This is a genomic window from Microbaculum marinum, assembly GCF_037855135.1.
GTDB classification, from domain to species: Bacteria; Pseudomonadota; Alphaproteobacteria; order Rhizobiales; family Tepidamorphaceae; genus Microbaculum; species Microbaculum marinum.
On record NZ_JAZHOF010000010.1, the window covers coordinates 119579 to 139570 of the forward strand.

The following is a 19992-nucleotide window of genomic DNA, read 5'->3' on the forward strand; positions in this document are numbered from 1 at the left end:
GAAGAACCAATGCTCCAGCTGATCGACAGGATGCACTGAATATGTACACATTTCGAGGCAGCAGCTATACACTGCCCACTAGCAGGTCCATACTTTGCAGAGTACCTTAATGCAATGATAACGTTCTGCGATCGCTCAAAAACAAAATCTAGACAACTGCTCAATCGGAGCGACTTAATCCACGTTCGGGGGATGTGGGACAGCATTTTCGAGGATTTTCCATCGGGGGGGACGCCATGAACGGCCTGCACTCAGACGCCAAAGCCGACAATGAGAATTACAACTTCTTCGTTGTTATTCTCATTCTCTACATAGGAGTTGCGCTCCTAATATTTCTTATCGCAAACGCTGTTCCAGCCTCGAAAGATACCGAGGATTTCGCAAATCTCGAATCTCGCCTAATTTCTCTTGAACACGAATTAAGTTCAGACCCAGAATATGAAAGTACGCTATCAACTACTGGCGACAAAACCCTCGATAGCCTCATTCTTCGAGTCGCAATCCTAGAAAACCGAGTTCTAGAGAGTGAGAAGCGGGTAAGTGATAGATACCTTCGAATGGAACGTGGATTAAGTGAAGCACAATCATCATTTCAGTGGCAGGTGGCAATTATATGGGGCATCATTGTCGCGCTAACAGCCGCTATAATACCATTAAAGATATCTAGCCGGGGGAAGTAGCTATGTTGTCCATTGTCACAACCGCCGTTTTGTCGTTAATTGTGGTCGCATCTTTTCTTTATGTTGGATACAAGAACCGGGTAAAATCAAAATCGGCGGAAGAATACTTTTTAATGAGTCACAGTTTACGACGTCAGGGGTTCGCGAGTTCCTACGCAGCCGCGTCTACTTCCGTCGGAACCGTTATTTTCTTTTTTGTTGTGCTTGGATTGACGCATGGTGCATATATATTGTTCGCCCCCTTTACGTTGATAATTGGTGTTATATTGTTCAACAAAATTTTACTTCCCAGAATTCCTAATGAATTCTTTCATAAAAATGATCGCCATTTTATGGGCACTCTAGGAGAATTCGTCAGGGCAAAATACGAGAGCCGCATTATCAGTCTATCCGTTATGGCAATATCATTGCTCGGCCTCATGGCTATATTGTTGATAGAGCTGTACGTTGGGGTGTCGATTTTTCATGTATTTGGGTCAGAGAATATAACTTCTCTTTCTATTGTGATCATATGCTTCGTATTATTCCAGTACATAACCTGGGGCGGGATGAACGCGGTTGTGAAAACAGATAGTGTACAAATTTGGGTATTGATAATGCCCGTTATAGTAATACTACTGTTTCTAGCATCAGATAGCAGCGGATATAGCGCCTTGCTAAGTATGGAGAACATATTTCCGAATCCAGTTATATCGGAGGGAGGGTTTTTGCTGCCCTGGTCTATGCTTTTAAATGTGCTGGTAGTTAACGTATTCCTTACCCCTAGTCTTTTGCGTACATGGCAGATGACCGCATCGGCAAATTCGCGCACCGATGTTGGGCGCGGAATGTTGTTAGGAGCGATAATAACGGTTTTCCTTACCATGTTGTACGTCGCATTAGGTATCGTATTTTACAAAGGTATATTTACAAGTGATAATCCTGGACTTATAAACATGTTTGAGATCCTCAGGGATTCGGATGAAAATTTTCTAAGCAACGTACTATTCCCCGCGTTCTTTGTTTCATGTCTTGCTGCAATGTTTAGTACGCTGGATAGCGCGTTGCTGCCAATAATTCATGCGATATGGGTAGAACTAAAGTTTAAGGAAAACGAAAGGGACGGTAATGCGAGAGAATTGTCGCTTTCTATCGTGCCAACTATTACCTTCTCTATACTTGTGTTTGCAATTATTCTATATGTGGGTGTTTTTAAGTTTATGGGATTTGATATAATATCCTGGATGTTTACTATATTTAGCTTTTCTATTATCGTGGCGCCTACGATTGTGTTTGCAATGCTACTAGAAGAAGGTGTTCTTAGATCGAAAATCGGCAATATAGCAGCGCTAGTCTCACTGGCAGTCTCGTTTGTAGTTGCAGTGACCTTAACCTTATTCGGAAACCGCATTGGAAATATTTCTTTGATCCAGATGAATAGCCCGTTGGCTATTTTGGCGGGCACGGTACCGTTTGCTGCGCTTTGGCTGGTTACGAAACGTAAAAGATTGAGAGTATGAAGGACCAGTCCAAGAACGTTTTCGTTGGCATTAGTCTAAGCAATAAGAATTTGACCGTGCGATCTTTTACGGAAATAAATGAGATTGCAATTGACGAACTAGAGGCGAGGAGAGTCAGGTATCTAATCGCGGATGAAATTGATTTGGTCAATATGCGTCTATTTGAAGGCGGCGAGGAAAATGCATTGCGTAGAAAGCTGGAGAGAAGGGCGAGAGATATTGAGTTTATGATAAGTCAAGCATCTAAAAAATCGCTCAAGTCGATTGTCGAATGTGTCAGATGGAGAGATGTTCTGAACAAAGAATATTGGGACATATATTTTGTTGTTAACAATTCGTTTGCTTATGATCCGCAATTCCGGGCGGACGTTAGGGAAATTGCCGCGATGTATGCAGCCAGGCGTGAAAAGAGAATCTCGGAGTCGGAGCTTACCTATTTATGTGGCTATATATTGCAAGAGTTGCCAACGTTGTTAATTGGCTTGAATGTGAATAATAAGCGTTATAGGGCAATGATATATCCGAGTTATGAAGCAGAAAGTCTCACAGTAATTGTAGAGGCGATGTATTCTGGGAAATATGATATGCGCATAAATGCGGACAGGAGGATAAATATCAAGAGATATGAAATTGGAATCTGAGGAAATCACAATCAGAGAATTGTTCTGAAATAAGGGGCGGCAAGTGGGATCAGGGTCCGGATCTGCAATTGGCTGAGCTTTGCGGTGTTTCCCTTGAGGGTTTCAAGGATCTGTCCGCACCAATCGGCTGCGAGGCAGTCGTCGTGCTGTATCGGGTTTCACAAGGCCGAACGTTGCATTGACTCAAAGCGGGCTCTTGGGCCCATCCGCTAACCTTCGCAGATCGTTCGTCCCTGCGTTCCCTCTCGGGACACCGCCGTCGGTTCAGCTTTCCGGCTTCACCGCTTGCAATTGGATTCTATCTTACCTCATGCTTGGAACAACGTGCCGTCGCGCAGCATCGCGTGCATGATGACAGCAAGCCGCCTGGCAAGCGCCACGCGCGCCTTTCTCAAGCCTCGCCGTTTCGCGATTTTCAGGGCCCAAGCTTTGAGGGCGAAGTTGCCACGACTGCGGGTCAGGATCGAGTTGGCGGCTTCATAGAGCAGTTTGCGCACCATGCTGTCGCCCTGCTTGGTGATGCGGCCCGTCCAGTCGACCTCACCGGATTGGTGGGGTCTGGGAACCAGACGGAAGTAGGCTCCGGTAGTCCGCGATCGCGGGAACCGGCCAGCTTCATCTACGGCGGCGGCGAATGCCGCCGAAGTCTGAACACCAACGCCAGGGATGCTCCTGAGGCGTTGGCGGGACTGGGATCGGTTGGCAATCTCACACAAAGTCCGGTCCATTTCCCTGATCTGTTCCAATATCCGTGTCCTCACCGAAAGCAGCGCAGGGATGCTCTGGCCGAGGCCCGGCATGTTGGCAGCCTCCATCACGCGGTCGATGAAGGCCTTGCCCTGACCAGGGCCGGGTTTTAATCCGAAGGTCGCACATTGACCGCGGATCATGGTGTCGAGCCGCATCCGGGCTTCGACGAGATGGTTACGCGCCGTGATGACGCCGCGTACGCCATGGGCGGTGGGAGATTTGACATGCACCTCCTTGTAGAAGCCGGTCTTTGCAAGTTGAGCCAGCCCGGCAGCGTCATGAGGGTCGGTCTTGTTCGCCCTCATTGCCTTCAGGCTCTGGTGCGCCTGCCGTGCATCGATGCACACGACGGGAACGCCGAGAGCACGCAAGCCGTGGCAGATCGCCGGCGACATGCGGCTGGTCTGCAAAAAGCGCCGGTCCGTATAGGCCGGCGCAAGGCACTCTAGTACTCGTCTGGGAACATAATCGTCATCACGCGGGTCGTCTTCCCGGGATCAGCCGGGTCCTCTGAATGGAACCGGAGGTCCTTGTCGTAGTAGTCGATTTTCCAGAGCGCCCGGAGGCCGTCGATGGCAACGATGGCGCAGTCGTGCTCCCCGAACGGGTCGTTGTCGGGGGTGAACTGGTCGAAGACGATCACCGCCGAGAGCACGTTGACCCGTGCCTCTTCGTCGAGGCCCGAGATTCCGGCCGACAGGAACACGCGGCCCAATGTCCAGTTCTTTCTGAAGGCGTCGTTGAGCGCGCGGATGCGATAGACGGTTTCGGCTGTCTGTCCCGTCATGGGAGCCTCCTTCTGCCTGTCGCTCGGAACGAACCATTTCGCGCCGAGCGATGGCGGCACGAGGCCGGTGGGGGGAATGTTCTGGTGGCCGGTCGAAGTCTCGGTCGGCAACGGGCAGCGCAGATCCCCGTGCAAAAGGCACCCGAATGCCCGGGTGCCTTTTGGCTACCGCGTCTCCCGAAGGCGCAGGGCAAGCGAGAGCGCCTCGAACAGGATCATGCGCTTGGGCTCGTTGAGCCAGACGGCGGGCTTCTTCGGCAGGTGCGGCAGGAGTTCCGGGAACTCCTTGGCGAGTGCTGCCGCTTCCCGGTACTTGTCCTTGTACCGGCGCACCTTGGTGGTGGTGACGCAGATGGCGTCGCTCTGCGATGCGGTCTCAGTGACGGCTTGCATCAGGGCAAGCGTCAGACCGCGCTTGCGGGCGTTGCTGCCGGGACGCTCGGTGACGATGGCGCCGGGATGGATGAGGTCGATCCAGGCGGTTACCTTGGCCCTGGCCGCGTCCGGCGAAAGGGCGGCGGCCCGTGAGGCGCCCCAATCTACCAGCTTGTCGTCGCAGGTCAGCATCGCGTAGCCGATCCGGCCAGAGGCGACGGCTATCCCGATGATCCGGAACTCAGACACCAGGATCTGACCCTCAGATCCCGGGATCGGATGCTCAGGCACGGTGCATGCGGCTGTCTTCTAAACGCTCGGCCAGGGTGTTGAGGGTATGGCGCCGATTGAAGCGGCCAAGCCATCCACTTGCCTGACTGGGCATGGTGGCGAGCCGGGCTCTCAATTCGGTGCGCACCTCCAGGAACACCGAACTGAACAGGCTCTCGAAGGTGCGCCCGAAGATCAGCGACAGCGAGCAGATCTCCGGCACCGAGGGCAGGACCTTGCCGGACTCGAAGGCCGATACCCGCCGCTTGGCGATGCCGAGCAGATGGCCGCAGTCAGCCTGCGACAGACCCGAGCGGCGCCTGGCCGTCTTCAGGTCGTGAGCAAAAGAACTATGCATTGTTGTTGATTGGTCCCCGGTCGTCGGCCCGATGGGAAGCCGTGCCAGGGGGTTACTCATAAACGTGTCAAAGAACATTCCACGAGCGGATCGAACCGGCATGCCCTGGCTATGGAGGGGTGGAACCCCTCCCGACCGGGAACCGCGTCGATCCGCTCGTCAGCCGTTACGGTACCAAGGAGCCCGGTACCTCCCATTCTTTCCCATCACCCGAACAGGGTACCTTTTCTGCACCTCAATACAACGTCCCCCCATGTGCAAAACTCTGCACCTTCCGGCGTCTTTCGCTCCGAAGTCCCACCCGTACACTGGTGGGCATGTCACACGATAATAACGAACTACCGCCTGAGCTGGAGCGATATCTTGCGCTCTGCGAACGCGCCTATGAGCGCATGGTCAGGGAGGGCACCTGGCCGTGGAGGGATTCGCCGGATTTTGGGGATGTGGTAGAGTCCGAGGATAACCCCAACGACATATGAAACACTGCTTTGGCTACGTGCGCGTCTCCTCGCACAAGCAGGGGGAGGGCGTCTCGCTGGATGCGCAGAAGGATGCGATCCTGCGCTTTGCAGAGGGCAACGACATTGCCATCGTCCGCTGGTTCGAGGAGCAGCAGACGGCGGCGAAGTCGGGCCGTCCGGTCTTCAACCAGATGCTGAAATCGCTCAAGGCGGGCAGGGCGGCCGGCGTTGTGATGCACAAGATCGATCGCTCGGCGCGCAACTTCTTTGATTGGGCCAAGATCGGCGAACTGGCCGACAACGGCATCGATATCCACTTCGCAACCGAGAGCCTCGACTTCCGCTCCCGCGGCGGCCGGCTGGCCGCCAACATCCAGATGGCGGTCGCCGAAGACTATGTACGCAACCTGCGCTCCGAGGTGCTCAAAGGCCAACGGGGCCAACTCGAGCGTGGCTACTACCCGTTCTCGGCCCCGATCGGCTACCTGAACAACGGCAAGGGTCAACTCAAGACCATCGATCCGGTCAAGGGGCCGCTGGTGAAGCTTGCCTTCGAGCTCTATGGCAGTGGCCAGCATTCCTTGCATTCACTCCGCAACGAGATAGCGAGGCGGGGCCTTGCCAAACCGTCGGGGCAGCCGCTCCCGAAAGGCAGTGTCGAAGCGCTGCTGCGCAATCCCTTCTACGCCGGAATCATCCGTATCAGGAAGACCGGGGAGGTTTATGAGGGTGCCCACGAGCCGCTGATCTCGACGGAGCTGTTTGAACGCGTCACGACAATCAAGGCGGGCAAGAGCGGCAAGAAGGTCACCCGGCACAACCATCTTTTCCGAGGGCTGTTTGCCTGCGGCAGGTGCGCGCGCTCGATGATCCCGGAACGCCAGAAGGGCCACGTCTACTATCGCTGCCAGTTCCCCGATTGCCGGCGTAACTGCATCCGTGAAGACGCGCTCAGCGATGGCATCGTGGACGTGCTGGCAGCCACGCCGCTCACGGACCAGGCGATCGCCCAGATCGACACGAAGGCCAAGGTCTGGACGCGGAAATTTGACCGCGGCGCAAAGACCCAGACCTGCGCGTTGCAGCTTGCACATCTCGATGCACGCCTGGAGCGCTTGGAAGACGCGGCCATCGACCAGATCATCGACGCCGGGAGCTTTGCCAGGCGCAAGCAGAAGCTGCTCCTGGAGAAAGCCGCCCTGCAGAATGCAGCACGCGAAGACGCGCGGTTCCACGACAACCCACTTACCATCCGAAAATTTCTCGAACGGCTGAAAAGCCTTGCAGTTCACTATGAATTCGCCGAACCGGCCGAAAAGCGCGAGATTGTCCAAATCGCAACCTCGAACCGCTCCGTCCAAGACAAAAACGTGACCGTTGAGCCATCAAAATGGCTGCGAGACACCCATGACGCCTTGGGTGTCCTGTCGTGTGCACATCACCGTGCCACTTCTCGAACTTTTTCAGTTGGAACGTGCGAGCCTCGCAGCACCAAATCCGAGGAACACGCCCTTCAACGCCTGGCAGATCTCGCCCGCTCGCCTAACGTCGCGCGGCTCTTCGGCTTGTTCATGGATAGCTATGGGAAAGCGGCCTTCGGTAAACATGATTGTCAGGATGGCCGCGACCGCCTGTGAAGCCCGTCGGCGAGGTCGTCACGACCATCGGCCAAACCCGCGGACGCCAGCCGGAGCGGGTATTCGGTATCCACCAGTCCGATCGCCTGTTCCACACATACATCATCGGCCAGACCGGAACCGGCAAGTCTATGCTGCTGTCGAAGCTGATCAGCCAGGATCTTGCGCACGGCCGCGGCTGCTGCCTGATCGATCCCCACGGAGATCTGGCACGGTCGGTCGCCGAACTGGCTGGGGATGATGCCATCTACTGGGATGCCGCCGATCCGGCGTGCCCCATCGGGTATAACCCGCTCACCTACGTTGCCGAGCAATACCGGCCGCTGGTCGCCTCCGGTCTCATCGAAACGCTGAAGAAGCAATGGTCGGACGCCTGGGGTGCCCGCATGGAGCACCTCCTTCGGCACGCACTTCTGGCGCTCTTGTCGCGGCCAGGCTCGACGCTCCAGGACATCATTCCGATGTTCCTGGATGCTGGCTTTCGCAAGCAAGTCATGGCCGCTGTGACTGACGAACAGGTGCGGGGCTTCTGGACCGTGGAATTCCCCAAGATGAACTACAAGACGGCCGCTGACGGCGTCGCCCCGATCGCCAACAAGCTTGGCGTGTTTCTGGCGCATCCGACGGTGAGAAAAGCAGTGTGCACGCCGGAGCAGCCGCTTCGCTTCCGTCAGATCATGGACGAGGGGCGTGTCCTGATCGTCAACCTGGCGAAAGGCCAGCTCGGTGCCGACGTCGCCAACACCCTCGGTGGTCTGATCGTCTCATCCTTTGCCCTGGCGGCGTACACCCGACAGAACCAGCCGGAAGCCGCGCGCCGGCCCTATTTCCTATACGTCGACGAGTTCCATTCCTTCACCACCTCCGCGTTCACCGAGATGCTCTCCGAGCTGCGGAAATATCGGCTCGGGCTGGTGCTGAGCCATCAGTACACGTCTCAGGTCGAAAAGGCCGTGCTCGACGCGATCCTGGGAAACGTCGGGACGCTGATCGTGTTCCGCGTCGGCGCCAGTGATGCCGCCGTGCTCGCCAAGCAATTGGCCAGCAATGTCCCGGAGCCTGTCGACCTGGTGAACCTGCCGAACTACCAGGCATACATGAGGCTCATGGTCTCCGGTGTGCAGACGAGGGCGTTTTCGGCGAAGACATCACCATCGTAGTCTCACTAGCATCAACAATGCTTTCTGCCGGGACAACAGCGGGTGGAGAGCTCTGCGTCGGAGAGAGTAGTTAGACGGAAATCATCAGGCCCATAACCTGCGGCGTCGTCTCCTTGACGTGAAGAAGAGTTCGCGCCAGTCGAGCGTGAGCTTGTCAGCTCATCGCCCATCTCGTCAACGACCACCTGTGAAAGTAGTTGTCGGGTGTGACGTTCTGGCTATCGGCGTCTGCGGTCGGCGCGATTGCTCGAGTTGCCCCAGCGCCCGAGGAAGGCGCCAGCATCCCCTCCGCGGTTCGAGGACCAGACGTCAGGGACATTCTGCCAGACGATCCAGCGGGGGCGATAGCGTTCAGTAATCACAAGATAGGCGAGGGCCCGGTTTCCCCGGCCCATGCCGCGCAAGATGCGCGGGCGCACCCGGCAGGGCGCAGGCGCAAACGGGCGGAAAGGTCAGGTTTGCGCCGCCGGTGAAATCCCAGCGCGGGCGTACAACGCTAACTCGACAGGCGACAGGATCGTCAGGAACTTGGCGCCACTGCTCCCTGGCTTTCTTCTGCTAGGAACCGCCTAACTTTGTTTTCCAACTTCCGTGGATCGCGGGTCTCGCATTCCCAGATGACAATCACATCCCAGCCTAGCTTTCGCAGTTCTTCTTGGACGCGCTGGTCGCGTTCAACATTCCTTGCGAACTTTGCTTCCCAGAACTCTGTCCTGCTCTTGGATGGGGTTGCCAATCTGCAGCCCTCGTGACGATGCCAAAAGCAGCCATGAACGAAGGCGATCTTACCGAGCCGCGGGAATACGAGATCGGGCTTTCCCGGCAGATCGCGGCGATGCAGTCGGAACCGATAGCCCAATGCATGGGCGAGCTTCCGGACGCGGAGTTCGGGGATGGTGTCCTTTCCGCGAACGCGCGACATCAGATAGGAGCGTCGCTCTGGCGTGAGCCGGTCGGCCATGGCTGCCCGCCCTACTCGGCCGCCTCGCGTACCGGTTCGGCCTTGAAGCACTGGCCGGCAATCCACGAAAGGACCGCCCGTGAAACGAACGGCGAGACGCTATTTCCGATCATGCGGAAACTATGCCAAACGGTCGGATGAAAGACAAACCAGTCCGGAAAGCCCTGCAGCCTGGCGGCCTCGCGAGGCGTAATAACGCGATCTTCGCTGGGATGGATCGGGCGAACCGATTGATACGATCCGCGATCGCTACCGGTTCCCGCCCGCAACGTCGGCGCCTGCGCGTTCCAATCGAGGCGCTTATGTTTACCCACCGGATCTTGCCGTCCCATAGGGACGCGCTCGAAGCGGCGTACCACTGCGTCCGTATGCTGGGTTTTCGTATGTCCGGAAAAACGTCCAATGGTTGAGGCTGCACCCAGCCCGTGCGGGGGTGTGCCGCGCGCGGCTTCGGCGTAGGGGGAGGGGCGGCGACGACCGTCGTATTGCCACCAGTCCAATCCTTCGGCGCCGGTACCGACAAAGCGTGCCGTTGCGAGGTCATGGATGGCATCTCGCACGGTTAGCGGCGCATTCTTCGTGGCGTCGAGGCGGGCCAGATCGGGTACGTCCCATTTCGAGGGATCGACACCAAAGACGAATAACCGCTTACGGCTGGTCGGCGCACCGAATGCGGCCGCGTCAATCAACACAGGGCCGAGGATGACGTGGCGATCGGCGACCAGCTCCAGCGCGTCTTCGAGAACCTCCCTGTTGCCGGGGAAGCCGAGTCCGCGAACGTTCTCCATTATGAAGAAGCCTGGCTTCAGTGCAGCGACAAGCCGGAAGAAATGGCCGATCAGGTCGCGTCTTTCGTCCGTTAGACTACGTCGGCCAATTTCGCTGAAAGCTTGGCAGGGCGGACCGCCAATGATCCCGGCTGGACTTCCGCCGGCTGCAGCTTTCAACTGTTCGGGCTCGACCTCGGCCAAGTTCCAATTTCGGAGGGGAACACCCGGGAAATTGCTACCGAAGGAGGACGAAAGAATCGGATCCAAATCGACTGCGAGCGAAACATTGAAGCCCGACAGGTGCGCACCAAGCGAAAATCCCCCGCAGCCCGAGAACAGATCGATTATCCGGTTATCTTGCACCTTGGCCCCTTCCTTTGTTCACTTTTAGCATGCCGATCACACCGCGTCGATCGCCGGCTTTCCACCTGGCGCTTGCGAAATGGCTCTCCAGCAGGCAAGTTTGCGGCCGAAGGGGGGAGAGCATGGCCGAGCAAGAGCTGATGAAAATCAAGGTCGAGCCGACCAAAGAACTCTTTGTGTACATTCTTACGAGAGACATTTCTCACCAAGCCGCGATTATCGAACTACTCGACAATTCGGTCGATGGCGCAAAACGAGTTGCGGCCGACGCCACCGATCTATCGGAATTCTGGGTGGAGATCGAGTTCGATAGCGAAAAATTCGCGATCCGAGACAACTGCGGTGGCATCCCCCTGCAAGTCGCCCGCGACTACGCTTTCCGCTTCGGCCGCGCCGAGGGCATGGAGCGCATTCCAGGATCGATTGGCCAATTCGGCGTCGGTATGAAGCGGGCGCTATTTAGCTTCGGGCGGAAGTATGTTGTCGAGTCCGCCACGGTGAAGGACTGGTTCCGGCTAGCGGTCGATCTCGGAAAGTGGATGGAGGATAAGGACAGCTGGGATTTCGAGTTGGCCGAGTATGGCGAAAACGACGGGACTTTGGAGATTGGCACGCGGATCGAGGTAACGGATCTCATCGATGACGCGGCCAGCCAGTTCAGCCTGGAGCATTTTCGAACGCGGGTCGAGAATGAGATCCGACAGAAGCACGGTTATTTCATCGCCCATGGCCTCAGTGTGCGGGTCTGCGGCTCGGCGATACCAAGCCACCAATGGCAGCTCATCGCAGACGACCAATTTGCCCCCGAGTACCGGGAGAGAACGTACAATGGCAGCGATGCCCCGGTGAGTACGCGTATCTATGCAGGTGTCGGCCGGTCGAACCCAAGCGATGCTGGCTGGTATGTAATCTGCAATGGCCGGCTGGTCTTGGGGGCCGACAAGACTGAGAAAACCGGCTGGGGATGGGAATCGGCGGAGATGGACGCTGCTAGCGGTACTCCGCGCTATCACAATCAGTTTGCGCGTTTCCGGGGTTACGTCCTGTTCGACTGCGACGATGCCGGCCGGCTGCCTTGGAACACGACAAAGACCGATATCGATCCCGACGACACGATCTGGCTGGATGCGCGCGAGACGATGGCGGGAATCATGCGGCCAGTGATCGATTTCCTGAACCTGGTCGATAGCGAAAGCGATCTGCCGGAAGCGGAGCGACGCTTGACTGCCGCTCTGGCTGCCGCGCAGACGACGGCCATCGCTGACGTGAAGAACCAACAGAAGTTCCGCTATCCGACGAGCCCACGCCCTCCTCGCCCGAGGACCGTCAACATCCAGTACCGCAAGGAAAAGGAGCGTGTAGAGACCCTGCAGGAGGCGATGGGAACGACTTCCGCACGCGATACGGGTGACGCCGCCTTCGAGGAAGCCTATCGACGGCACGTGGAAGACGAGTAGCGAGCGCAGGATGGCACCGAGTTATCGCTTGATCGATTACCGCCTGCGCCCATCGAAGCACGTAGAGCGGATTATGCTCTGCGAGGCGTTTCGTCGCCTGCAGTTTCATGTTCTTGAGGATTATCAGTATGTTGGGCTGGGATCAGTCTTCTTTGCGGATTTCAGGCTGATCCATCGCAGCTTGGGCATTTCTCGTATGTTCAGCATCGAGAAGCATGCCAATCATGGAGAGCGCTTTGAGTGGAACAAGCCTTATTCCGGTATCACCATGATGTTTGGCGAAACCGAGCAAAGGCTGACGGATGTCGACTTTTCGACGCCGACGATCATCTGGTTGGACTATGACGGTCCGCTAGTGCGGTCTGTTATCGGCGACATTCGAACCGTAGCCCATTCAGCGTCGCACGGTTCGATATTGGTGGTAACCGTAAATGCCCATCCGCGGTCGCCCAACGAAGATGGTGCTGATATGCTCGATCAGATACGCTCCGAGCTCGGTAACGAACGAATTCCGGCGAAGACCGATCTGACTTCCCTCCGCGGATGGGGGCTAGCGAATTTCTATCGGCGTGTAGGCAATAGCGAGATCCTCGATGCTCTATCGACGGCCAACGGAGTCCGGGAGCCGGCAGAGCGGCTAGACTACGAGCAGTTGTTCAATTTCCAGTACGACGACGGCGCCAAGATGGCCACGTTCGGAGGGGTATTCTTCGACCGGGAGAAACGTGCGGCGTTCGATGCCTGCGCTTTTGATCGGCTGATGTTCAACCGCAACGGTGCCGAGCCCTTCCGCATACGGGCGCCAAAGCTGACATTGCGCGAAATCGCGCATCTGGAACGTCAACTGCCGCTGCCGGAGGGGACGGAACTGGATTTCGGACCGATGCCGCAAAGCGACGCCCAGCACTACATCGAACTCTATCGCTATCTGCCGACCTTTGTGCCGGTCGATTTGATGTAGGTCCTACGGCTACCACCCACACATCCGTTCCCTGCGTTCGGTATGGCGTACGACTGCTCATAATGACGCCGACGCAATGCCGATATCGGCAACCAGCAGCAACTCAAACCCCGACAGCCGAATTCGCAGCCACCGCCGCACGGATTGCCAGAACCCTCCCACCTGTCTTCTTCCTTCGAACCCGCGAGCCGCATTGCCGGGTGAGTACTCGAGTGTCGTCGGCGGGTTGTCGTATACGACGAACCGGTCGGCCGTGATCCCCGGGCCGCACTCGGGCGACCTCGGTCATTTGTTCGCGCCGCAGCGAACGGGCACATTCCGACAATGGTGCAGGACAAAGCGATTCTCTGCTCAGAAAAGATCTATGATCATCGGCGAACGGCGGACACGAGGTGCGAAGCGGTCACAGAGCGAATAGCTTTTTGATCTCCGCTTTGGATCAAAATCTCCTTTTGACTGTGACCTGCATCCTGAAAATGAACATTAAGACTGCAGTCGACAGCGTGCAGACAAAAGCCGTTCTCAAACGAGCTCTGCCGGATGACGGCTATTCCCATCGCATCGGCTGGCCGTCATCTTCGGGATCGGTAGGCGGATCTGAATCCTCTTTTTCGACGCCGTCCTCGACTTCCTCCCTCTCTTCTGGCGGCCTCGCTTCTGTGTAGTGGACCGCATAGCGTTCCCGCATCCGATCCTTCAAAAGGTCGCTCTCTTGGCGGCTCATCTTTTCCATGACCTCGACATAGCCGAACGGAAATGCCAGCGACACCGCGCCCTTGGTCAGTCCCCGCACCGAACAGGCGAACGCCCCTTTGGGCTCTGCCTCGATTGTCGCCGGGTCGCTGGCGAGCATGGGCGCCAGTGCCCGGGCATCCTTGTTGGACACGCCACCGGCGAACTTGATCGAGGTGTTTGCCGCGAAGGCGTCCTGGAGTGTCGGGCCCAACTGGCCGAGATACTGATGCGCCAGGATCATGCCGGTCTTCTGCTTGCGGGCCTGGGTGAGGATGATGCCGATATTGCGATCGAAGTAGTCGGCCGCCTCGTCGATATAGACGAAGGTCGGCAGCCGCTTGTGCTCGGGCAGCACGGCGCGCTCCTGGGCGGCCTGGGCGATCAGCGCGATGAAGAAGCGGCCGAAGATCTCGGTGCCGTTCTCCTTCAACAGGTCCTTGGCCGTGTTGATCAGGATCACCTTGCCGGCGTTCATCTCCGAATAGAGGTCGAGCTTGGAGCGCGGATGCGAGAACATGCGCTCGAAGGTCTGGTTCTCCAGGATGCCCCACAGTCGCCGCAGCACTTGGCGTTTCGTCTGCTCGAATTCCTTGGACGTGAACTCGGTCTCGAAGAAATGCTTGGCGGTGCCGGTCAGCTTGGCGATCGATTCCGCGAACTTGATGTCGCCGCCCGGCTCCATCAACTCGAGCAGCGTGTGGATGGTGGCGTCCGGGATGTGCAGCATCAACCGCGTCACGTAGCGAAAGATCACGCTTTGCTTCTGCGTCATGCCGGCGTCGAGCAGGCTGCCGAGCACGAAGTCGTAGAGCTCCAGGATTGAATTGGTGAGCCGCTCGCGCTCCAGCATCGGATAGCTGGCCAGCCGGTCGATCCCGACGTCGAACAGGTTGAGCGACACCGGATATTCGACGTCGGTCGGATCGATCAGCACGATGCGCTCGTGCAACGGCTCGCCAGGCGCGAAGCGCTTGAGGCCGGCGATGGTATTGATGAGGTCGCCCTGGCTGTCGATGACGATGACCGAGGCCTCGCCGCGCTCGACGGCATTGAGGTCGTGGGCGATCAGATATTGCAGGGTCTGTGACTTGCCGTGGCCCGTGCCGGCGACGATGTGGTGGTGCTCAAAGCGCAGCGTCTCGGGAATCGTGAACGCGATCTCTCCATCGAAGAAACGGGTCAGAGGTGTGCCGCCGAGATAGGTGCCGACCAGCTGCCGTCGATCGGCAATGTCAGATTTCGAGGGCAACTTCGGCATGCGTTTGAAGGTCGCCGGATCTGCCGGGTTGCCACCGGAGGCGGCGATCAGGTTCCGATCGAGACGCTTGCGGACGCGGGGAAAGAGGCTGGCCTTCTCGACGGCATCTGCAAACACGATTCCGATCAGATGATCGAGCAGGTCGGGTACGCCCTGCATAAGGTCGAGGCGCTTCGTCGCCACGCGGATGGCGGCACCGGCCGCCTGGCCAGGATCGCGGGGAGGGGACGCTTCAGCGGTTACGAAAAACAGATTGGCCAGTGCCTTTCGGATTGCTTCGATCCTCTCATCGTAGTCCTCGACCAGACCGCGCTGGACGAGGATCGTGTCCCGCAGCTCCCAGCACTCCGACGTGGACCGGCGACGAGACCAGTCGATGTCCGGCAGCACGAACATCTCCTCGTGGTCGAACAGGACGCGAACAATCTCCGCGACGTGGTGCCGCTCGAAATGCTCGTCAACGCCGATGATGGTTTCGTATATATCGCCGGCAATGTCTGCGATCAGCCGGTCGCGGTCCTCGGCAGACACGAGGCCGTGTCTTCGGAACAGGCGTTCGGTCTCGTGGAATGCCTCGCGGGCAAGCTGCATGTCGCCGGGCTCGAACAGCCCGTGCAGGAAGGCATGCAGCCTGGCGGCTCTCGGGATCATGGCACCATCACAGCCCGCGGATCACCACGTACTTGGCCTCCTGCTTGGACAAGGCATCGATCGGCACCGCCTCGGTGCCGTCCCAATGCTTTGCGCTTTCCATCACCTGGCGCAGGAAGCTGGTGATAAGTCCTAGCCAGGCCTCCTTGCGGGCCAACTCGATGATGCTCTTGCACTCGAAATAGCGGCCGTGGATGAGGTCCTTGACGAAGATGGTCTCGCGGGCGCGGTCAAAGTACAGCCACCCGGCCGCCCCGCCGCCGACGACGCCGAGCAGTCCGGCGAGTTGCCAGCTGGTGCGGGCGAGAAGGATGAAGCAGGTTACGAACACCGCAGCGGCGACAAGCGCGCTCCGCCGCAAAAGCCCCGGCTGGATGGCAACGATCAACTTGGCACTCTCGAAACGATAGCGCTTTACGATCGCTTCCTCGTCATCCTCGAACTCGACGCGCGCATAGAGCCTGAACACCGGTCTGGCCAGAATAGCGGTTGTGCCCTGAGAGCGTTTAAGCAGCAATTGCATCGGACGCGTCCCCAGTCCCCAGGTTGCAATTGGGGGCGATCACTGCCGCTACGTCAAGTGCAAACTCCTCATGTATTGCGGTGAAGCGAGCGCGTCTCTGTCTGAGAGCGGAACGATGAAAATGAAGCAGTGGGTGGTTGCGGGCGGGTTATGCACGAAGAGTGCATAAATCACGGAATGGTACGCTGTCCGGATGTACTGCCGCAGGCGGCTGTGAGCAGGTATGTGTACGGGGAAGGCCAGGATAGCGAGGGGGATACAGAAACCCCCTCGGTATCCCCATCGACACGTTAGGAACCCGCGCCTGCGCCACAATCCGGTGCTTCTCGTCGTCCGACCAGAAACGGCGCTTCCCGCCTCGCTTCAAGACCGCTGCTCGCTAAGTGTCCATCTTCATTCGTGGACACCAGCATCTACCGCGGACCCGAAGCCGCAATAGCGTCTACGCCGTACGCTTACGCATTCTCAGCTACATCCGAAGGCGGTCACCTATAGGAACCAACACTTCAGAGACTTGCAGTGGGTCTCTTGCGCTCATCCCTCGTCTACCTTCGTAATGCGTGGATCTGCGTAAGGGGGAATCGACATGGGGAAATATGAACTAGACAAGTTGTCCGCCGAGACCCAATCAGCGATGGATGGGCTCTTCGTCATCAACTACGAGTCCCTACGCCAATTCGAAACGGGAGAATATTTTGTTCTTTTTGGACGCGGATCGAAACGTGTTCGAAATATCTTGGGAATCGAGCGGGAAATCCTGATCTTGGGGAACGTCTACGCAGATCAGCAGGCAAGGTCGATCAGATTTGCGCGTCGCCTTATCAACGAGTCGGACGGGAGACTTGAGTCAACGCTGTGTGTGATCGTCCACCAAGATGGACGTGGAAATACGAAGCTGAAGCGTTGGGGGCGTGAGAATGGATTGGCCATTATCCCAGTTTACACCTCCACAGGTATCTTGCCGCGTGGTCAAGAGCTGGAGCGACTTCTCTCTTACGAATTCTTCACTCAGGATCCGTTCGACGTCACTGGACCTGTGGCCAGCGACGCGCAGTTTTTTGGCCGACGTACTGAGGCCCAAGAACTGGCCCGGAAACTGCATTTTGGGCACATACGCTCATGTTTTGGCATCCGGAAAATCGGAAAGACGTCTATACTTCACCGGGTTCTGGTAGAGATTAAGAACAACTATGATGCAACGACTCTATTCATCGACTGTCAGCGCGACGACGTTTTTACTCTGGACGCTGCAGGTCTACTCTGCTCGATTGAGCAGTCACTGCGCGGTCTCCGGGAGAGCGGACAAAGCTATGCCGAAGTTAACGCTACGCCATTTTCGGGTACAACGGCGGAGGCGACAAACCGTTTTCAGGCAATCCTAGAGCAGTTCGATGTCCCTGTAATAATAGTGTTTGACGAGATCGACTACATTACTCCCAGCAATGGTGGAGCGCCGCAGTGGCGTCACGGTTTTGTAGACTTTTGGCGGAATGTCCGCGCGGCCTATCACGCAGCTGCCCGTGCTGACCGGAAAGTATCGTTGCTGGTCAGTGGAGTCTCAAGCCGCTGGTTTTCAGTTGAATCCATCGCTGGCGTCGAAAACGCTGCACTTGCCTTTATTCCGGAAGAGTACCTGAGTCCTCTTCCTCGGGGCGCAGCGAACGCGATGATTAGGAGCATTGGAGGGATGGCTGGACTTCGATTCGAGGAAGATGCGCTAGAGAGTATCTCGTCGTTCTGCTCTGACATGCCGTTCTGGATTCGTAAAACGTGTTCCTCGTTGCACGGAAAGCTTGAAATTGCTGCGCGGCCAATCACGCTGTCAGCTGCCACAGTCTCAACGATGTTGGACGACTATGGTAGAGATGAAGGCGCTGCCTTGGCAAAGGTAGCACTACAGCACCTATTCCGGGTTTATCCGGAGCTCAGGGGAGCAGCTCTGTCCTTGCTGGAAGATGGAGCCGCGCTACCACCGAACCTACATCGCACCCTCACGCGCTATGGCATCACCGCGGCCAACGGAGCGATCTCGGGCACCATGATGCGTATGGCACTCCTGATGATAGCGGAGGAACAGCCAATCGTTGATGAATCATCAGATTCGGCAGAGGGCGAAGCGCGGTCTCTTATGGATGAATGGGCTGAAGAGCTTGCGGCAATATCCTACCGCCGAAACGTGATTGAGCGCTCACTGCGGTCCATCGTAATCAACTTCCTTCGTGTTTCCGCCCTCTCTTCGAAAGATGGCCCATCTGCCAAGGCTACGCTACTCGCTGCAGTCAATCAGAAGCGACGCGCTGAACTCGAACCATTCAACCTGGATCTGATCGCCGAGAAGCTTTATTGGCTTGAGCTTGTCGCAATCATCAACAAGCATTGGTCCTTGTTCGAACGCATTTTCGGTGACAAAGCCGTCTTTAATCGAAATGCTGAGATTGTGAGCGATCGGCCTGATGCGCATGCCAAGCAACTTGAGCCAAGCGACATTGCAATGCATAGGCGGGCTTTGCAGTGGCTTGATGAGCGAATTGCGCGCGTTTAGTTCGAGTGGGCTTATTGAGGTCGGCTTCGGGTGACGTTGAGACGGTCATTTTGCTTGCGACCGCTTCGGCACTTCGACGCCCGAAAGATACCAGTTCCCTTCCGCCCCAGTTTCAGCTGTTCCGCCGCACGCTACTGAATGGGACGCTGTCCCCATCACTCTGCGTCTGCAAGAAGCTAGGGCCCGGACCCATAAAAAGGACTCCCTTGTTGCCGGTTTCGTGATTCACGGTCTTTGACTGGAGTTCGATGATGAATTGCGATTATTTCTGGCTGACAGATGCGCAGTTCGGCCGTCTGGAGCCGCTGTTGCAGACCGATACGCGCGGCAAGCCACGGATTGATGACCGCCGGGTTATCAGCGGCATCGTCCATGTGCTGAAGTCGGGCGGCCGATGGGTCGATGCGCCGGACGTCTATGGCCCGCGCAAAACACTCTACAATCGCTTCGTACACTGGGCCGCCAAAGGCGTTTGGATCGATATCTTCCATGCCCTGGCCTCGGCCGGCGATCCTCCCGCGGAAGTTCGCCTTCGTTGGGTTGGTGGAGAAGGCCAACCGCGTCACGGCGTCGGCCTTCCTCGTCGCCCTGATAGTGGCCGTACCCTACAAGATCCACACGATCCTGACCGACAACGGCATCCAGTTCCGCTACGCGCCGCGCTACGCGAACGGTCCGACCGCCCGCTACACGACCCACATTCTCGACATGCGCTGCCGGGAAAACGGCATCGAGCATCGCTTCACCAAAATCAACCATCCCTGGACGAACGGTCAGGTCGAGCGCATGAACCGCACGATCAAGGATGCAACCGTCAAGCGCTACCACTACGACAGCCACGATCAGCTTCGACAGCACCTCGACGACTTCGTCAGCGCCTACAATTTCGGGCGGCCAATGAAGACCCTCAAGGGCCTCACGCCATACGAATACATCTGCAAGATCTGGTCAAAAGAACCAGAGAGATTCACTCTCGATCCAATCCGTCAAATGCCGGGACTGAACATCTAGTACACGGAATGCAACGACGCGCCGCGTCAGGAACTGGACGCCGCTATGAAATCGTCTCTGGCCGACCTTTGGTGAGCACTGAACGAGGCCGCCCTTTCAGTTTCCACTGCTATTCATACCCCCCGCTGCTGCAGGGCAATAA

At 57.2% G+C, this 19992-nt stretch carries 16 protein-coding genes and 2 pseudogenes; 10 read left to right on the forward strand and 8 right to left on the reverse strand.

Annotated features, from left to right (window positions below; all coding sequences use genetic code 11):
- Positions 1 to 236 precede the first annotated feature (236 nt).
- The 3 genes from V3328_RS21830 to V3328_RS21840 are packed head-to-tail and all read left to right on the forward strand — an operon-like array spanning position 237 to position 2820.
- Positions 237 to 680, forward strand: coding sequence for a hypothetical protein (locus V3328_RS21830; protein WP_340331842.1), 444 nt, complete (start codon positions 237 to 239; stop codon positions 678 to 680).
- A 2-nt stretch (positions 681 to 682) separates the two neighbouring features.
- Positions 683 to 2179, forward strand: a complete 1497-nt coding sequence (locus V3328_RS21835) for a sodium:solute symporter family transporter (protein WP_340331843.1) — start codon at positions 683 to 685, stop codon at positions 2177 to 2179.
- A complete protein-coding gene (locus V3328_RS21840) occupies positions 2176 to 2820 on the forward strand; it encodes a tRNA-dependent cyclodipeptide synthase (protein WP_340331844.1) in 645 nt (214 codons plus the stop codon). Before V3328_RS21835 ends, V3328_RS21840 begins: the two co-directional genes overlap by 4 nt.
- A gap of 308 nt (positions 2821 to 3128) precedes the next feature.
- Here the strand turns inward: V3328_RS21840 and V3328_RS21845 are convergent, their stop codons facing one another.
- The 4 genes from V3328_RS21845 to V3328_RS21860 form a co-directional block, all read right to left on the reverse strand.
- The gene (locus V3328_RS21845) at positions 3129 to 3965 is read right to left on the reverse strand and encodes an IS110 family RNA-guided transposase (protein WP_340331845.1); all 837 of its coding nucleotides are present in this window, start codon (positions 3963 to 3965) and stop codon (positions 3129 to 3131) included.
- Between the two features lie 50 nt (positions 3966 to 4015).
- Entirely contained in the window at positions 4016 to 4357 is a 342-nt protein-coding gene (locus V3328_RS21850) for a DUF3768 domain-containing protein (RefSeq protein ID WP_340331846.1), read from the reverse strand.
- Positions 4358 to 4522: 165 nt separating this feature from the next.
- Positions 4523 to 4981: a hypothetical protein gene (locus tag V3328_RS21855; protein ID WP_340331847.1), complete on the reverse strand. Its 459-nt coding sequence runs from the start codon at positions 4979 to 4981 to the stop codon at positions 4523 to 4525.
- 34 nt (positions 4982 to 5015) lie between these two features.
- Complete coding sequence (locus tag V3328_RS21860) at positions 5016 to 5360, reverse strand: helix-turn-helix transcriptional regulator (RefSeq protein ID WP_340331848.1); 345 nt, start codon at positions 5358 to 5360, stop codon at positions 5016 to 5018.
- Positions 5361 to 5835: 475 nt separating this feature from the next.
- Here V3328_RS21860 and V3328_RS21865 point away from each other — a divergent pair, with 475 nt between their 5' ends.
- Both V3328_RS21865 and V3328_RS21870 read left to right on the forward strand, forming a co-directional pair.
- A complete protein-coding gene (locus tag V3328_RS21865) occupies positions 5836 to 7458 on the forward strand; it encodes a recombinase family protein (RefSeq protein WP_340331849.1) in 1623 nt (540 codons plus the stop codon).
- Entirely contained in the window at positions 7455 to 8618 is a 1164-nt protein-coding gene (locus V3328_RS21870) for a type IV secretory system conjugative DNA transfer family protein (protein ID WP_340331850.1), read from the forward strand. Before V3328_RS21865 ends, V3328_RS21870 begins: the two co-directional genes overlap by 4 nt.
- A gap of 520 nt (positions 8619 to 9138) precedes the next feature.
- Here V3328_RS21870 and V3328_RS21875 read toward each other — a convergent pair.
- Both V3328_RS21875 and V3328_RS21880 read right to left on the reverse strand, forming a co-directional pair.
- Entirely contained in the window at positions 9139 to 9579 is a 441-nt protein-coding gene (locus V3328_RS21875; protein ID WP_340331851.1) for a very short patch repair endonuclease, read from the reverse strand.
- 11 nt (positions 9580 to 9590) lie between these two features.
- Positions 9591 to 10712 (reverse strand): DNA cytosine methyltransferase, encoded by a 1122-nt coding sequence (locus V3328_RS21880; protein ID WP_340331852.1) that lies wholly within the window; start codon positions 10710 to 10712, stop codon positions 9591 to 9593.
- 122 nt (positions 10713 to 10834) lie between these two features.
- Between V3328_RS21880 and V3328_RS21885 the strand changes: the two genes are divergently transcribed.
- Both V3328_RS21885 and V3328_RS21890 read left to right on the forward strand, forming a co-directional pair.
- Positions 10835 to 12169, forward strand: a complete 1335-nt coding sequence (locus V3328_RS21885; protein ID WP_340331853.1) for an ATP-binding protein — start codon at positions 10835 to 10837, stop codon at positions 12167 to 12169.
- Between the two features lie 10 nt (positions 12170 to 12179).
- Positions 12180 to 13130, forward strand: coding sequence for an O-methyltransferase (locus tag V3328_RS21890; protein ID WP_340331854.1), 951 nt, complete (start codon positions 12180 to 12182; stop codon positions 13128 to 13130).
- Between the two features lie 547 nt (positions 13131 to 13677).
- Here V3328_RS21890 and V3328_RS21895 read toward each other — a convergent pair.
- Both V3328_RS21895 and V3328_RS21900 read right to left on the reverse strand, forming a co-directional pair.
- A complete protein-coding gene (locus V3328_RS21895) occupies positions 13678 to 15774 on the reverse strand; it encodes a helicase HerA domain-containing protein (protein ID WP_340331855.1) in 2097 nt (698 codons plus the stop codon).
- 7 nt (positions 15775 to 15781) lie between these two features.
- Positions 15782 to 16297, reverse strand: a complete 516-nt coding sequence (locus V3328_RS21900) for a hypothetical protein (RefSeq protein ID WP_340331856.1) — start codon at positions 16295 to 16297, stop codon at positions 15782 to 15784.
- Positions 16298 to 16883: 586 nt separating this feature from the next.
- Here V3328_RS21900 and V3328_RS21905 point away from each other — a divergent pair.
- The 3 genes and pseudogenes from V3328_RS21905 to V3328_RS21915 form a co-directional block, all read left to right on the forward strand.
- Positions 16884 to 18839, forward strand: a complete 1956-nt coding sequence (locus tag V3328_RS21905) for a hypothetical protein (protein WP_340331857.1) — start codon at positions 16884 to 16886, stop codon at positions 18837 to 18839.
- 251 nt (positions 18840 to 19090) lie between these two features.
- A pseudogene (locus tag V3328_RS21910) lies at positions 19091 to 19372 on the forward strand (transposase); the annotation flags it as partial.
- Positions 19362 to 19850 (forward strand): annotated as a pseudogene (locus V3328_RS21915) (integrase core domain-containing protein); the annotation flags it as partial. The pseudogenes V3328_RS21910 and V3328_RS21915, both read left to right, overlap by 11 nt.
- Positions 19851 to 19992: the final 142 nt, after the last annotated feature.

Bases quoted from the DNA above. Each gene is read 5' to 3' on its own strand.
- V3328_RS21900 (WP_340331856.1), bottom strand. From the start codon at position 16,297: ATGCAATTGCTGCTTAAACGCTCTCAGGGCACAACCGCTATTCTGGCC.
- V3328_RS21840 (WP_340331844.1), top strand. From the start codon at position 2,176: ATGAAGGACCAGTCCAAGAACGTTTTCGTTGGCATTAGTCTAAGCAAT.
- V3328_RS21905 (WP_340331857.1), top strand. From the start codon at position 16,884: ATGGGGAAATATGAACTAGACAAGTTGTCCGCCGAGACCCAATCAGCG.
- V3328_RS21860 (WP_340331848.1), bottom strand. From the start codon at position 5,360: ATGCATAGTTCTTTTGCTCACGACCTGAAGACGGCCAGGCGCCGCTCG.
- V3328_RS21845 (WP_340331845.1), bottom strand. From the start codon at position 3,965: ATGTCGCCGGCGATCTGCCACGGCTTGCGTGCTCTCGGCGTTCCCGTC.
- V3328_RS21850 (WP_340331846.1), bottom strand. From the start codon at position 4,357: ATGACGGGACAGACAGCCGAAACCGTCTATCGCATCCGCGCGCTCAAC.
- V3328_RS21835 (WP_340331843.1), top strand. From the start codon at position 683: ATGTTGTCCATTGTCACAACCGCCGTTTTGTCGTTAATTGTGGTCGCA.
- V3328_RS21885 (WP_340331853.1), top strand. From the start codon at position 10,835: ATGGCCGAGCAAGAGCTGATGAAAATCAAGGTCGAGCCGACCAAAGAA.
- V3328_RS21875 (WP_340331851.1), bottom strand. From the start codon at position 9,579: ATGGCCGACCGGCTCACGCCAGAGCGACGCTCCTATCTGATGTCGCGC.
- V3328_RS21890 (WP_340331854.1), top strand. From the start codon at position 12,180: ATGGCACCGAGTTATCGCTTGATCGATTACCGCCTGCGCCCATCGAAG.
- V3328_RS21895 (WP_340331855.1), bottom strand. From the start codon at position 15,774: ATGATCCCGAGAGCCGCCAGGCTGCATGCCTTCCTGCACGGGCTGTTC.
- V3328_RS21830 (WP_340331842.1), top strand. From the start codon at position 237: ATGAACGGCCTGCACTCAGACGCCAAAGCCGACAATGAGAATTACAAC.
- V3328_RS21865 (WP_340331849.1), top strand. From the start codon at position 5,836: ATGAAACACTGCTTTGGCTACGTGCGCGTCTCCTCGCACAAGCAGGGG.